The sequence below is a fragment of the Bradyrhizobium sp. DOA9 genome, from assembly GCF_000617845.2.
In the GTDB taxonomy this organism is placed as follows: Bacteria; Pseudomonadota; Alphaproteobacteria; order Rhizobiales; family Xanthobacteraceae; genus Bradyrhizobium.
Genome location: NZ_DF820425.1, coordinates 143,870 through 156,021, shown reverse-complemented (window position 1 = coordinate 156,021; position 12,152 = coordinate 143,870). Strand labels below are relative to the sequence as shown.

The 12,152-nt window shown below is 66.1% G+C and carries 13 protein-coding genes; 6 read left to right on the top strand and 7 right to left on the bottom strand.

The window, feature by feature from the left end; all coding sequences use genetic code 11:
- Positions 1 to 5 precede the first annotated feature (5 nt).
- Positions 6 to 281 carry a hypothetical protein gene (locus BDOA9_RS00655; RefSeq protein ID WP_025032021.1) on the bottom strand — a complete coding sequence of 92 codons (276 nt, stop codon included), beginning with the start codon at positions 279 to 281 and terminating at the stop codon, positions 6 to 8.
- A 77-nt stretch (positions 282 to 358) separates the two neighbouring features.
- The gene (locus BDOA9_RS00650; RefSeq protein ID WP_244521572.1) at positions 359 to 763 is read right to left on the bottom strand and encodes a hypothetical protein; all 405 of its coding nucleotides are present in this window, start codon (positions 761 to 763) and stop codon (positions 359 to 361) included.
- Here BDOA9_RS00650 and BDOA9_RS38675 point away from each other — a divergent pair.
- Complete coding sequence (locus tag BDOA9_RS38675; RefSeq protein ID WP_192859666.1) at positions 750 to 1,010, top strand: hypothetical protein; 261 nt, start codon at positions 750 to 752, stop codon at positions 1,008 to 1,010. The two genes, BDOA9_RS00650 and BDOA9_RS38675, sit on opposite strands and share 14 nt — an antisense overlap.
- Positions 949 to 2,214: an MFS transporter gene (locus tag BDOA9_RS00645; protein ID WP_025032019.1), complete on the top strand. Its 1,266-nt coding sequence runs from the start codon at positions 949 to 951 to the stop codon at positions 2,212 to 2,214. The genes BDOA9_RS38675 and BDOA9_RS00645 overlap by 62 nt, the downstream gene beginning before the upstream one ends.
- Here BDOA9_RS00645 and BDOA9_RS00640 read toward each other — a convergent pair.
- From BDOA9_RS00640 to BDOA9_RS00630, 3 genes are all read right to left on the bottom strand, one after another.
- Complete coding sequence (locus BDOA9_RS00640) at positions 2,211 to 2,618, bottom strand: DUF4864 domain-containing protein (protein ID WP_025032018.1); 408 nt, start codon at positions 2,616 to 2,618, stop codon at positions 2,211 to 2,213. The two genes, BDOA9_RS00645 and BDOA9_RS00640, sit on opposite strands and share 4 nt — an antisense overlap.
- A gap of 83 nt (positions 2,619 to 2,701) precedes the next feature.
- Positions 2,702 to 3,514, bottom strand: coding sequence for a nickel-binding protein (locus tag BDOA9_RS00635; protein WP_025032017.1), 813 nt, complete (start codon positions 3,512 to 3,514; stop codon positions 2,702 to 2,704).
- A gap of 187 nt (positions 3,515 to 3,701) precedes the next feature.
- On the bottom strand, positions 3,702 to 4,340 hold the full coding sequence (locus tag BDOA9_RS00630) for a TetR/AcrR family transcriptional regulator (RefSeq protein WP_025032016.1): 639 nt from the start codon (positions 4,338 to 4,340) through the stop codon (positions 3,702 to 3,704).
- Positions 4,341 to 4,591: 251 nt separating this feature from the next.
- On the opposite strand from BDOA9_RS00630, the gene BDOA9_RS00625 reads away from it, so the two are divergent.
- The 3 genes from BDOA9_RS00625 to BDOA9_RS00615 are packed head-to-tail and all read left to right on the top strand — an operon-like array spanning position 4,592 to position 8,395.
- Positions 4,592 to 5,089 (top strand): (2Fe-2S)-binding protein, encoded by a 498-nt coding sequence (locus tag BDOA9_RS00625; RefSeq protein ID WP_025032015.1) that lies wholly within the window; start codon positions 4,592 to 4,594, stop codon positions 5,087 to 5,089.
- Entirely contained in the window at positions 5,086 to 6,141 is a 1,056-nt protein-coding gene (locus tag BDOA9_RS00620) for an FAD binding domain-containing protein (protein ID WP_025032014.1), read from the top strand. Before BDOA9_RS00625 ends, BDOA9_RS00620 begins: the two co-directional genes overlap by 4 nt.
- Positions 6,134 to 8,395, top strand: a complete 2,262-nt coding sequence (locus tag BDOA9_RS00615; RefSeq protein ID WP_025032013.1) for a xanthine dehydrogenase family protein molybdopterin-binding subunit — start codon at positions 6,134 to 6,136, stop codon at positions 8,393 to 8,395. Before BDOA9_RS00620 ends, BDOA9_RS00615 begins: the two co-directional genes overlap by 8 nt.
- 83 nt (positions 8,396 to 8,478) lie before the next feature.
- Here the strand turns inward: BDOA9_RS00615 and BDOA9_RS00610 are convergent, their stop codons facing one another.
- The gene (locus BDOA9_RS00610) at positions 8,479 to 10,005 is read right to left on the bottom strand and encodes a lysozyme inhibitor LprI family protein (RefSeq protein ID WP_025032012.1); all 1,527 of its coding nucleotides are present in this window, start codon (positions 10,003 to 10,005) and stop codon (positions 8,479 to 8,481) included.
- An 83-nt stretch (positions 10,006 to 10,088) separates the two neighbouring features.
- Entirely contained in the window at positions 10,089 to 10,637 is a 549-nt protein-coding gene (locus BDOA9_RS00605) for a cupin domain-containing protein (RefSeq protein ID WP_018646206.1), read from the bottom strand.
- A gap of 160 nt (positions 10,638 to 10,797) precedes the next feature.
- On the opposite strand from BDOA9_RS00605, the gene BDOA9_RS00600 reads away from it, so the two are divergent.
- The gene (locus BDOA9_RS00600) at positions 10,798 to 12,126 is read left to right on the top strand and encodes an aspartate aminotransferase family protein (protein ID WP_025032011.1); all 1,329 of its coding nucleotides are present in this window, start codon (positions 10,798 to 10,800) and stop codon (positions 12,124 to 12,126) included.
- Positions 12,127 to 12,152 lie beyond the last annotated feature (26 nt).

Genomic DNA, 12,152 nt, shown 5'->3' with positions numbered 1-12,152 from the left:
GCTCCCTACCGCTCTTGCTTCGGCTGCGGCGTCACCGCCTCGTTGCGGCCGCGCCATGGTGCCGGCGTCGCAGGCCGCAGGCTGGTGTAGGGCGCGATGGTCGAGCGATAGCCGATCGTGGCCACCTTCGCCGCGGGGTCGGCGGGATCCGCGCTGGCCATGTGCGTGGTTGCCGGCATGCAGCCGGACAGTGCCGACGCAGCAAAGGCCAGCAGCCAAATGACTCGAGAATGTTCACCCACCGCGGATGCGGCAGATTTCGCCCCGGAAAGCGCAAGCATGTCTTGATTCCTGATCTGAAAGACCACAGGTTCGCGCGCGCAAAAGCGCACGTCGAAACCGACGCCGTCATGTCAGATCAGGCGATGGGGGGACGGTAGTGCTGGGGCGGCGCGGCGCTGTGCAGGCTTGGCACGATCTCGGGCGCACAGGTCGACATCGGCCGGACCGGCGTGGCGACGCTGGGCAGATCGGCCGGCAGCGCGCTGACGCACATCATCGCACAGCACGGGCCCACTGTTCCCTTGCCGTCGTGATGATTCGGAACAGGTGCGTCCTTCGCGGCGGTCTGAGAAGAGGTGCCCGCATGCTCGTGCGGAACATCGCCATGGCTCGCAACATGGCTCGCAACCATGTGATGATGCACCGGAACGAGCTCAGCCAGAGCCTCGTCGCCAAGGCAGGGCGCAGCACTGCCCCAGGCAAGGCTTGCGGCCGGCGCGAGCACGCAGAACAGATAGGCGAGGGCGATGATTCGCCCCACCCTGATCCGCACCGATCGCGTCAATCGCAACAACATCCCGCCGACAGGCTCCTCGCGCGGCAATGTTGCACACGCTTATTGCAAACTAATGGCAAAAGACGCATTCGCCAAGAGCTTATTACCGCAGCGCACCGCGCATGCCCAACATCGCGGCAAGCTGGTTGACCATGCGCCGGTCCGCGAACATGGTCCTGCCCGTGCACGCGCCAAATCATCCAGGACAAACACCTGCTTCCTTCACCCCTGATTCCCGTCAGGCCTGGGTGCGGCTCATCCTTGCCCTCGTGATCGGCTCGATCGGCGCCGTCGGCATGTGGGCGGTCGTGGTCGTGATTCCGATCGTGCAGACCGAATTCGGCGCCACGCGCGGCGCGGTGTCGCTGGCCTTCACGCTGATGATGTTCGGGTTCGGGCTCGGCGGCGTGATCGCCGGCAAGATCACCGATCGCTTCGGCATCGTGCCGGCGATGGCGATCAGCATCGCCTTTCTCGGCGTTGCCAATGTGCTCGCTGGACTATCGGGCCAGCTCTGGCAGTTCGTGGCGGCTTATTTCTTCATCGGCCTCGGCACGTCGGCGACCTTCGCGCCGCTGATGGCCGAAGCCTCGCACTGGTTCGAGCGCTATCGCGGCTTGGCGGTGACCATCGTCGCCAGCGGCAACTACGTCGCCGGCGCGATGTGGCCGCCGATCGTGAACTGGGGCACGCAGGAGTTCGGCTGGCGCTACACCCATATCGGCATCGGCATCGTCTGCGCCGGCCTCATGTCGGTGCTGGTGCTGATCCTGCGCGCGCAGATGGGCCGCGACAATGTCCACGATCACGCCAACGCGCCGCCGCCGCGGGTCGATCTCAGGCTGTCGACCAATACGCTGACGGTGCTGCTCTCGATCGCCAGCATCTCCTGCTGCGTGGCGATGGCGATGCCGCAGGTGCACATCGTCGCCTATTGCGGCGATCTCGGCTATGGCGTCGCGCGCGGCGCCGAGATGCTGTCCCTGATGATGGGCTGCGGCATCATCAGCCGGATCGGCTCGGGCTACCTCGCCGACAAGATCGGCGGCATCTACACGCTGCTGGTGGGATCGCTGGCGCAGGGCTTTGCGCTGGTGTTCTATCTGTTCTTCGACAGCCTGACCTCGCTCTATCTGATCTCCGCGATGTTCGGCCTGTTCCAGGGCGGCATCGTGCCGAGCTACGCCATCATCGTGCGCGAGGCGATGCCGGCGAGCGAGGCCGCGACCCGCGTCGGCATCGTGATCTTTGCCTCCGTGTTCGGCATGTCCTTCGGCGGCTGGGTGTCGGGTCTCATCTTCGATGCCACCGGCTCCTATGCCGCGGCGTTCGCCAACGGCGTCGCCTGGAATGCGCTGAACATCGGCATCGTCGTGCTGCTCCTGATCCGCGCGCGGATGCGCTCGGTCAAGACCGGTCCGGGCTTTGCCACTTAAGCCGACTGCCCAGCCTTCAGCAGCGAGCAGCCGGTGATCTTGTAGCTGCCGTCCGCCTGCTGCTCGAGGGTGTAGAGCGCCTCCCAGGCCTCACCATTGGCATCGATGATGTGGACGCGCTGGGCGATCCAGGTGCCATCGCTCTTGCTGTCGCCGAATTCGAAACTCTTGTGACGATAGACCGGCGCGTAGCCGTTCTGCACCATGGACATGAAGATGTCGGGTGCGGGAAAGATCTCCTTGATCGCCGGTGCCGCATGGGAATAGGCCGCCGCCGCATCGTCGCGAACGAAGGCCTGCTCGTGGGCGCGGATGACGCTTTGGGCGGCGGCGACATCGCCGGCAAACGCCGACACGTGATGACAGGCAACAAGGAGAGCGACCAGCAAGGCTGCGATGCGCATGACAGGCTCCGCTTCGAGATCCCGGCGGGTGCGATCCTAGCACATCTGCGGCGGCCGGGCGTGGACTCGTGAAGTCGCGAAACTCAACGCCATTCGATTCCGTATGCATCAATGGGCTGCTGAAAGCCCTTGAGCTGGTGGGCACCCAAGCTTGACACTTGCACGCGATCCCGGATGCAATCCTGTACAGCCTTTGACACGAGAATAGCATCTGGTTCGGCCAACTGACACAAACGTGCGGCCAGTTGAACGGTCGCACCGAAAAGGTCGTTGCTGTCAGCAATCGGTTCGCCGACATCGATGCCAATTCGCACCTGAAGCTTCTCCTTGCTCGCTAGATTAAAGGCTTCAAATGCACGCTGGATGGCGCGGGCGCATTGCACAGAGGCAGCGGCGTCGGCAAAGGATGCCATGATACCATCGCCGGTGTGTTTCACCACATGCCCGCCCTCGTCCTTCAAGGCCCGGCGCACCAGCGCGTCATGAGCCCGAACCATCTCCACTGAACGGGCATCGCCAAGACGCGCCGTCATGCTGGTGGAGCCGACGATGTCGGTGAACATGATAGCTCGCAGCGCCGAATCGAATTTGACATCGTCTGCCGCGCCGCTAGGTGCCGGGTCGGATACCCTCCCCAGAAACGCCTGGACCGCCGAGAGGTCCACTTCGATGACATCTTTCGCTACGTCGCCGTGAGCTTCGTCATGAACCCGCATCGCCGTTCGGATATCCGGTGCGTCAATGAGACAGAAGCCCGTACCGCGCGATTCATCAAACCAGTACGTTAGAAAACGAACGCCGTATCTATCTTGCACTTCCAAATCTTTGCGATGCGCCTCGGCGATATCGGCAGCGGTCAGTCCCGAGAGATCGTGTCGGTCAAGGAAAATTGGCATTGGCAACACCCGATCCAATTCTTCGAAATATGGCCCGAAGTCTGCACCAAGCTTGGAGTTCCCGAAAGTGCCAATCCCCGCGTCCTGATGTCCGCCGCGGGTCACAGCCGCAAATGTTCAGGCCGATCAGCAGATTTCCGGTCGGCCTTCAGAAGCCGGGATTCCTTCGACTATGCGTCCACACCGCCTATGGCTTCCGCTTCGCCGCCGGCTTGGTCGTCTTCGACGAGCGCGCCTTGGCCTTGCCGGGCGGCGGCACGCGCAAGCCGGCGACGAACACGTCGAGCAGGCGCAGCGCCGTTGCCTGCCAGCCGGGCTGGTCGTGCACGTAGCACATGCCGAAGAAGGCGCGCAGCAGATCCTCCGGGCTGATGTCGGCGCGCATCTCGCCGGCTGCGACCGCCCGGTTCAGCAGCGAGCCGATCGCCTTGGTCAGACGCTCGAAGGAGAATGCATGCAGCTCCGACCCGCTCTGCACCGCGAGCGCCAGCGCGGCCATCATCCCCTTCTTGGTCGCAACGAACTCGACGCCTGAGTGCAGCCAGCGCCGTAGCGCCTCGATCGGGTCCTTGGCATTCTTCAGTTGCTCGGCCAGCTCGCTGAGCTGCTCGACCTCGCGGCGGTACACCGCCTCGAACAAGGCCTCGCGGGTCGGAAAATGGCGATACAGCGTGCCGATGCCGACGCCGGCCCGCTTGGCCACGGCTTCCAGGCTCGCTTCCGGACCGCCCGCATTGAACACCAGCTTCGCCGCTTCGAGCACGCGCTCGCGATTGCGCACGGCGTCGGCGCGGGGTTTTCGGGTCTGGTCGGTGTGGTCGTCCATGCCGCGCAATGTAGATCACGAATTGGTTAGATTGAACCCTCGCCGGACCCGTGCAGGGCTGCATCGCGTTGGTGGCGCAGGGGCTTTTGACGAATTCCAGATTTTTCCGCGTCGCCCTTGTTAAGCGGAGGCAGCCTCCGTATCTTCATTCATGCGCCGGCCGCTTCGTGTTCGGGCGGCGCTAGTCGACAGCGGCCACGGCGGTGGCGCGCTGCGCGATGAGCCATGTCCAAATCTGATCGGAGCCTTGTATGAACCACTCCATCAGCCTCACCGTGAACGGTGCGCGGCGCGATTTCGTCCTCGACGATCCGCGCGTCACGCTGCTCGATCTCCTGCGTGAGCGCCTCCATCTCACCGGAACCAAGAAGGGATGCGACCGCGGCCAGTGCGGCGCCTGCACCATTCTGGTCGACGGCAAGCGCATCAATTCCTGTCTCGCGCTCGCCGTCAGCCATGACGGCGCCGACATCCTCACCATCGAAGGCCTCGCGCGCGGCGACCAGCTGCATCCGGTGCAGGCCGCCTTCATCGCCCATGACGGCTTCCAGTGCGGCTTCTGCACGCCGGGCCAGATCATGAGCGCGATCGGCATGATCGGCGAAGGCCAGGCCGGCAACGATCCCGAACGCGTCCGCGAATGCATGAGCGGCAATCTGTGCCGCTGCGGCGCTTACGTCGGCATCGTCGATGCGGTGCTGGACGCGCAAGGACAGATGGACCGGACCAATCAGAGGCGCTCCGCATGAAACAGTTCGATTATGTCAGGCCGGCCACGGTCACAGAAGCCGTTGCGGCGGCGGCGCAGCCGGGCGCGGTCTTTCTTGCCGCCGGCACCAATCTGCTCGACCTGATGAAGGGCGGCGTCAGCCGTCCGGACCGGCTGGTCGACGTCACGCATCTCGATGGCCTCGACGGAATCGAGACTCTCGCGGACGGCTCCTTGCGCATCGGCGCCCTGGTGCGCAACGCCGATCTCGCCCATGATGCGGAGTTCGCGCGGTCCTATCCCGCGGTGGCCGAAGCGCTGCTCTCGGGAGCGTCGGCGCAATTGCGCAACGCCGCCACCGTCGGCGGCAATCTGTTGCAACGGACGCGCTGCGCATATTTCTACGACACCGCCAGCCGCTGCAACAAGCGCGCGCCCGGCTCCGGCTGCGACGCGCGCGACGGCGAGAACCGCAGCCACGCCGTGCTCGGCTGGAGCGAGAGCTGCATCGCCACGCACCCCTCCGACTTCTGCGTGCCGCTGGTCGCGCTCGATGCCATCGTCGAGATCGAGGGCAGAGGCGGCCGGCGCGAGATCGCCCTCGTCGAGCTGCACCGCCTGCCGGGCGATGCGCCCGATCGCGAGTCGGTGCTCGAGCCCGGCGATCTCATCGTCGCGGTACGCCTGCCGCCCGCCGCGCGCGGTTTTGCCGCGCATGCGCGTTACCTCAAGGTTCGCGAGCGCACCTCCTACGCTTTTGCCGTCGTCTCCGCTGCGGCCGCGTTGCGGATCGAGAACGGCAGGATTGCCGAAGCGCGGCTCGCGCTGGGGGGCGTCGCCGCAAAGCCCTGGCGCGCTCGCGCCGCGGAAGATGTGCTGAAGGGGGTCGCGCCCATCGCCGACGCATTCCAGAAGGCGGCCAGGCGTGCGCTCGAAGGCGCAAAGCCGTCCGGCGACAACGCCTTCAAGATCGAGCTCGCGCGCCGCATCGTCGTGCGCGCGCTGACCTTGGCCGCGGCCGGGACGCCCGCGCGTATCCCCGCGTTGCCGGCCTCTCCCTTTGCCTCGACCTCCGGAGCCCTCCATGTCTGAGCTCATTTTGACCAGCGCTCCCGCTCATCTGCGGCACGGCTCGAATATCGGCCAGCCGCTGACCCGCCGTGACGGCATCCTCAAGGTGACGGGGCAGGCGACTTACGCCGCGGACAATCATCCGCCCGGCATGCTGTTTGCCGTGATTGCGACGGCCAGCATCGCACGCGGCCGCGTCGTCTCGCTCGATGTCGCCGCCGCAAAACGTCATCCCGGCGTCGTCGACGTGATGACGCCGGAGCATAAGCCGCCGCTCGCGATCGATCCGGAGATCAAGACCAATCCGTTCGTGTTCCGAATGGAGGTGTTGCAGAGCAACGATATCCGCTACGCCAATCAGGCGATTGCGGTCGTGATCGCCGAGACGTTGGAGGCCGCGACGGAAGGCGCGGCGCTGCTGGCCCCGGCTTACGAGGTGCAGCCTGCGCTCGTCGGCTTTGATGCCGGCGAAAGCTTCGCACCGCCGGTCGTCGGCGTCGGCAATCCCACGGAAAGCCACCGCGGCGATGTCGAGGCGGGCCTCGCCGCGGCCGACAAGCAGATCGACGCAACTTACGAGACGCCGCCGCAATATCATAACGCGATGGAGCCGCACGCGATCGTGGCGCGCTGGGAGGGTGACAAGCTCTTCTTGGACACGCCGAGCCAGGCCATGGTGATGGCTCGCGGCCGCGTGGCCGAGCTGTTTGGCCTCGCGCCTGAAAAGATCCACATCCGCAGCCCGTTCCTCGGCGGCGGTTTCGGCTCGAAGGGTTTTCTGACCGGGCCGCAGATCCTCGGCGTGATGGCGGCGAAGCTCGTCGGCAAGCCGGTCAAGCTGGTGCTGCGCCGCGAGCAGATGTACGGCCCGGTCGGCCACCGCGCGCCGACGCGCCAGCGCCTGCGCCTCGGCACCGACGGAGAGGGACGCCTCACCGCGCTCGATCATCGCGCGCGAACCGTGTCGAGCACGTTCGACGATTTCTACGAGCCCGCCGCCGATGCCTCGCACACGCTCTACGCGGCGCCCGCGATCCGCACCTCGCACGATGCCGTGCGCGTCAACACCGGCACGCCGCTGTTCATGCGTGCGCCGGGCGAGGCCACCGGCTCGATCGCGCTCGAGAGCGCGATCGACGAGATGGCCTCTGCCTGCGGCATGGATCCGCTCGCCTTCCGCCTGAAGAATTACGCCGAGGTCGAGCCGATGACGGGGCGGCCCTTCTCCTCCAAGGCGCTGCGGGCCTGCTACGAGCAGGGCGCCGCGCGCTTCGGCTGGGCCAAGCGTCCGCTACAGCCGCGCCAGATGCGCGACGATGCCGGTCTCTTGGTCGGCTGGGGCATGGGCACCGCGACCTTCCCGGCGCTGATGTTCCAGGCCGAGGCGCGCGCGGCGATCCGGCGCGACGGCTCCGGCGTGATGGAGATCGGCGCGCACGATATGGGGCAGGGCGCCTGGACGGCGCTGGCGCAGATCGCGGCCGATTCCGTCGGCCTCGATATCGACCGCCTCGACTTCAAGTCGGGGACATCAGACCTGCCCGACGCCGGCATCGCCGGCGGCTCGGCGCACACCGCAACGGCAGGGGCTGCGATCCACAGCGCCGGCGCCGCCGTGATCGCTAAGCTCGCCGATCTCGCCACCAGCGACGAGCGCTCGCCGCTGTTCGGCGCCGGCAATGCCGGCGTGATCGCGCGCGAGGGCAGGCTGATCCGCCGCGACGACGAGAGCCGGAGCGAGAGCTATGCCGAGATTCTCGCGCGCGCGGGCGTTGCCGAGATCGAGGCCCGCGGCACCGGCGCGCCGAACCCTGCGGCGATGGAGCAATATGCGATGCATGCCCACGGCGCGGTGTTCGCCGAGGTGAAGGTCGATCCCGAACTCGGCCAGGTTCGCCTCACCCGCATGGTCGGCGCCTTCGCCGCCGGGCGCATCGTCAATCCGCGCATGGTGCAGAGCCAGCTGTTCGGCGGGATGATCTGGGGCCTGTCCTTCGCGCTGCACGAGGAGGCGATCACCGACCGCCGCAGCGGGCGGATCATGAATGCCAATCTCGGCGAGTACCATATCCCCGTGAATGCCGACGTGCCGCCGCTCGACGTCATCACCGTCGAGGAGCACGATCCGCATGTGAATGCGCTCGGCATCAAGGGTGTCGGCGAGATCGGCATCACCGGCAGCGCCGGCGCGGTCGCCAACGCGGTCTGGCACGCCACCGGCGTGCGCGTCCGCCGCTTCCCGATCCGGATCGAGGAGCTGCTGGTGCCATCGTAAAGGGGGAGCGGCTCGCCTCTCCCGCTTGCAGGAGAGGTCGCGCGCCTCCGCCGTTGCGCGATCATGCCTTTATTTCGTGGGCTTTAACGGAACGAGCCGGAGAAATTGGTGATGTCAGGCGAGGCGCGCGCCGGAAACAGGCGTGCGGTCGAGGAATAGTCGAGCCTTCGCCTGCACTTCGCCTCGTCGTCGCCCTCCTTGCCGCTGCGCTTGCTCGCGAACGCGTCGTCGAGACGGTTGACGATCAGCATGGCGTGATCGCGCTCCAGCGTGTCCGGGTTCTTGCGCTGTCCCTCGGCGCGAAATGTGCCGCCGACGATCTTGCCGGTCATCTCGTAGTCGCAGCCGGCCTTCCAATCGCCCTGGTCCCACTTCCAGCCCTGCACGCTCAGCTTGCCGTCCTTGTCGACGGTGATCTTCAGAATCGCGTTGTAGGCGAGCCAGACGCCGGCAAGGCCTGCACGTTTGTCGTCAAATCCTTCGAGCAGCGCGATTCGCTCGCGCTGGAGGGCATCGACGTGATCGCGCGCACTGGTGGTGAAGTGCATCTCCCAGGTCCGTTTCTCCCAGGCCGGATGAAGAAATTCGGGGAATTGCTCGGTCTGTGATTGCACCCAGTTGCGCTGGTCCTCCGTCAGGGCGCGCCGCGTCGAATCGTCGAGCCGCGGCAACAGCGCCTTCCAGGCGCGGTTCAGGCGCTGATCGTTCTCGGCAAGATCGGGATCGGAGCAAATCTCCTCGTCCGTCGCCGTCACCGGGCGCTTACAGTCGAAGGTCGGCGCGACGAACGATGTCTCGGCCTTGCCGGCCGTGTCGGAGCCGCCGCTCGCGAAATAGGTGCCGGTGATCTGCGAGGGATCATCGCAATCGTCGCGATCCCCGATCGTCTCGTCGCCATCGATCAAGACGACGCGAAGGCTCTCGCCCTGGCGACGGAGCTTGATGGTCGGGGGTTTCGCCGGCGCGGCACGCTCTTGGCTCGGCGGTGCTGCGGTATTCGACGCCTCGGCAGCCGGTGTCTGGATCGACCCGCTCAGCCAGCTCCCGGCCTTGGTCACCGTCGTGCTCAGCTTGCATTGCCGATGCTTGTCGCTGCCGTAATAGGCGCTCATGTCGACTGTGATGCGCTGCGCGCCGCTGGCATCCGGCGAGACGGTGAGGCTTCCGAACGCGTTGGCCCATTTGCCGGAGAGCCCGCTGCGACCAAAGCCGCCGGCCATCTCGTCGAGCGCGTCCTTGCGCTGGCGCAGGGTCGCGACAAAGATGTCGCTGAGCTCGGCCTCATCGACCTCCTGCACGGCCTCGGCGGCTTGCAAGATCATCTCGTTGAACCACGCCTGATCGCGCTTGAGGAGCGGCCGGATGTTGACAGGCGCCTTGGCGAGCGCTGCGTCGAACGATTTGTCGATCGCCGCGACCAGTCGGTCGTAACCCTTCTCCTTGCAGGCGGCGGCCTTGGTCGCCCTGTCGTCGCGGTTGGCCGCGCCGCACAGTGTGATCGCGGTCGGCGCACTGCTGGCGGCGCGGAGGTAATCCTCCATGGCGTGGCAGGTGACGGGGGCGAGCAGGGCCGTCGCGCTGATGAGCGCGAATCGGATGGGGGCGAACATGGGCGGCTCTCGGGAAGCGGAATCGTGCCTCCTGCTTGGTCGTCCGCTGCGCCACCGGGGTTCAGGAGAATTCGGGTGCCGTGTCAGAACGTCGGCGGCGTGCAGGCCGAGATCACCTCGCACGGCTTGCCGCCGACGCAGCGGAAGCGATGCGGGCGGCGGCTCTCGAAATAATAGGCATCGCCGGGATTGAGGATGCGGCGCTCGTCCTCGACGGTGACCTCTAACTTGCCCGAGATCACGATGCCGCCTTCCTCGCCGTCATGGACGAGATGGACGCGCCCGGTGTCGCTGCCGGGCTCGTAGCGCTCCTTGAGGATCTGCAGGCTGCGGCCGAACAGATTGTCGCCGACCTGGCGATACGAGATCGGCTTCTTGCCGACCTCGGTGAGCTCCTCGGCGCGGTAGAAGATCTTGCGCCGGGACTCCGGCTCCAGCGCAAAGAACTCGGCGAGCCCCATCGGGATGCCGTCGAGGATGCGCTTGAGCGCGCCGACGGAGGGGTTCATCTGGTTGGATTCGATCAGCGAGATGGTCGAATTGGTGACCCCGGCGCGCTTGGCGAGCTCGCGCTGCGACAGCTTGTGGCGCGCCCTGATGAATCGCAGCCGTCCACCGATGTCGACGCTCATGTCCTGGTCCTAGCCCTGATCCGGTGTTGCAGGTGTTGCGGATCGCGCAAATATGGACCGGGTGCTCCAGCAAGATCAATGGCTTGCAGGTCACCAGAAAAGGACTTGTTGCGCTTTCCAAGCCATGGCTCAGCTATGGCGTCAGCAAAGGAGCGCGGCCGTGACCCTTCATCAGATTCCGAACACTATCAAGACCGACTCGTTCTGGATGCCGTTCACGGCCAACCGGCAGTTCAAGAAGGCGCCGCGCCTGTTCTCCTCGGCCGAGGGCATGCATTACACCACCGTCGACGGCCGCAAGGTGATCGACGGCTCCGCCGGTCTCTGGTGCGTCAATGCCGGCCACGGCCGCAAGCAGATCGCTGCCGCCGTCGAGCGCCAGCTGATGACCTTGGATTTCGCGCCGTCGTTCCAGATGGGCCACCCGCTGGCCTTCGACTTCGCCGAGCGCCTCGCCGAGATCGCGCCAAAGGGCCTCGACCGCATCTTCTTCACCAATTCCGGCTCAGAATCGGTCGATACCGCGCTGAAGATCGCGCTGGCCTATCACCGCGCCAACGGCCAGGCCAGCCGCACCCGCCTGATCGGCCGCGAGCGCGGCTATCACGGCGTCGGCTTCGGCGGCACCTCGGTCGGCGGCATGGTCGCCAACCGCCGCGCGTTCACGACCCTGCTGCCGGGCGTCGACCACATCCGCCACACCCACGATCTCACCCGCAACGCCTTCGCCAAGGACCAGCCCGAGCATGGCGCCGAGCTCGCCGACGATCTCGAGCGTCTCGTCGCGCTGCACGGTGCCGAGACCATCGCCGCACTCATCGTCGAGCCGGTGCCGGGCTCGACCGCGGTGCTGCCGCCGCCGAAGGGCTATCTCAACCGCCTGCGCGAGATCTGCGACAAGCACGGCATCCTCCTGATCTTCGACGAGGTCATCACCGGCTTCGGCCGCCTCGGCACGCCGTTCGCCGCCAACTTCTTCGGCGTCACGCCGGACCTGATGACGACGGCCAAGGGCATCACCAACGGCACCATTCCCTGCGGCGCGGTGTTCGCGAGCCGCAAGGTGCATGACGGCATGATGGTCGGCCCGGAGAATGTGATGGAGCTGTTCCACGGCTACACTTACTCGGCGCATCCGACCGCCTGCGCCGCCGGCATCGCGACGCTCGACATCTACAAGGACGAAGGCCTGCTCACGCGCGGTGCCTCGATCGCCGAATACTGGCGCGATGCGCTGCATTCGCTCAAAGGTCTGCCCAACGTCGTCGACATCCGCAATTGCGGCCTGATGGGCGCGGTCGAGCTGGCGCCGCGCGACGGCGTGGTCGGCGCGCGCGGTTATGACGTGATGGTCGACTGCTTCAACACCGGCCTTTACCTGCGCATGAGCGGCGACAGCTTCGCGATGTCGCCCCCGCTCATCGTCGAGAAGAGCCACATCGACCAGATGATCTCGATCCTCGGCGACGCCATCAAGAAGGTGGCCTGATATTTGCTCTCGCCGTTGCGAGTTCT

Bases quoted from the DNA above. Each gene is read 5' to 3' on its own strand.
- BDOA9_RS00645 (WP_025032019.1), top strand. From the start codon at position 949: ATGGTCCTGCCCGTGCACGCGCCAAATCATCCAGGACAAACACCTGCT.
- BDOA9_RS00655 (WP_025032021.1), bottom strand. From the start codon at position 281: ATGCTTGCGCTTTCCGGGGCGAAATCTGCCGCATCCGCGGTGGGTGAA.
- BDOA9_RS00630 (WP_025032016.1), bottom strand. From the start codon at position 4,340: ATGGACGACCACACCGACCAGACCCGAAAACCCCGCGCCGACGCCGTG.
- BDOA9_RS00635 (WP_025032017.1), bottom strand. From the start codon at position 3,514: ATGCCAATTTTCCTTGACCGACACGATCTCTCGGGACTGACCGCTGCC.
- BDOA9_RS00610 (WP_025032012.1), bottom strand. From the start codon at position 10,005: ATGTTCGCCCCCATCCGATTCGCGCTCATCAGCGCGACGGCCCTGCTC.
- BDOA9_RS38675 (WP_192859666.1), top strand. From the start codon at position 750: ATGATTCGCCCCACCCTGATCCGCACCGATCGCGTCAATCGCAACAAC.
- BDOA9_RS00605 (WP_018646206.1), bottom strand. From the start codon at position 10,637: ATGAGCGTCGACATCGGTGGACGGCTGCGATTCATCAGGGCGCGCCAC.
- BDOA9_RS00615 (WP_025032013.1), top strand. From the start codon at position 6,134: ATGTCTGAGCTCATTTTGACCAGCGCTCCCGCTCATCTGCGGCACGGC.
- BDOA9_RS00640 (WP_025032018.1), bottom strand. From the start codon at position 2,618: ATGCGCATCGCAGCCTTGCTGGTCGCTCTCCTTGTTGCCTGTCATCAC.
- BDOA9_RS00625 (WP_025032015.1), top strand. From the start codon at position 4,592: ATGAACCACTCCATCAGCCTCACCGTGAACGGTGCGCGGCGCGATTTC.
- BDOA9_RS00620 (WP_025032014.1), top strand. From the start codon at position 5,086: ATGAAACAGTTCGATTATGTCAGGCCGGCCACGGTCACAGAAGCCGTT.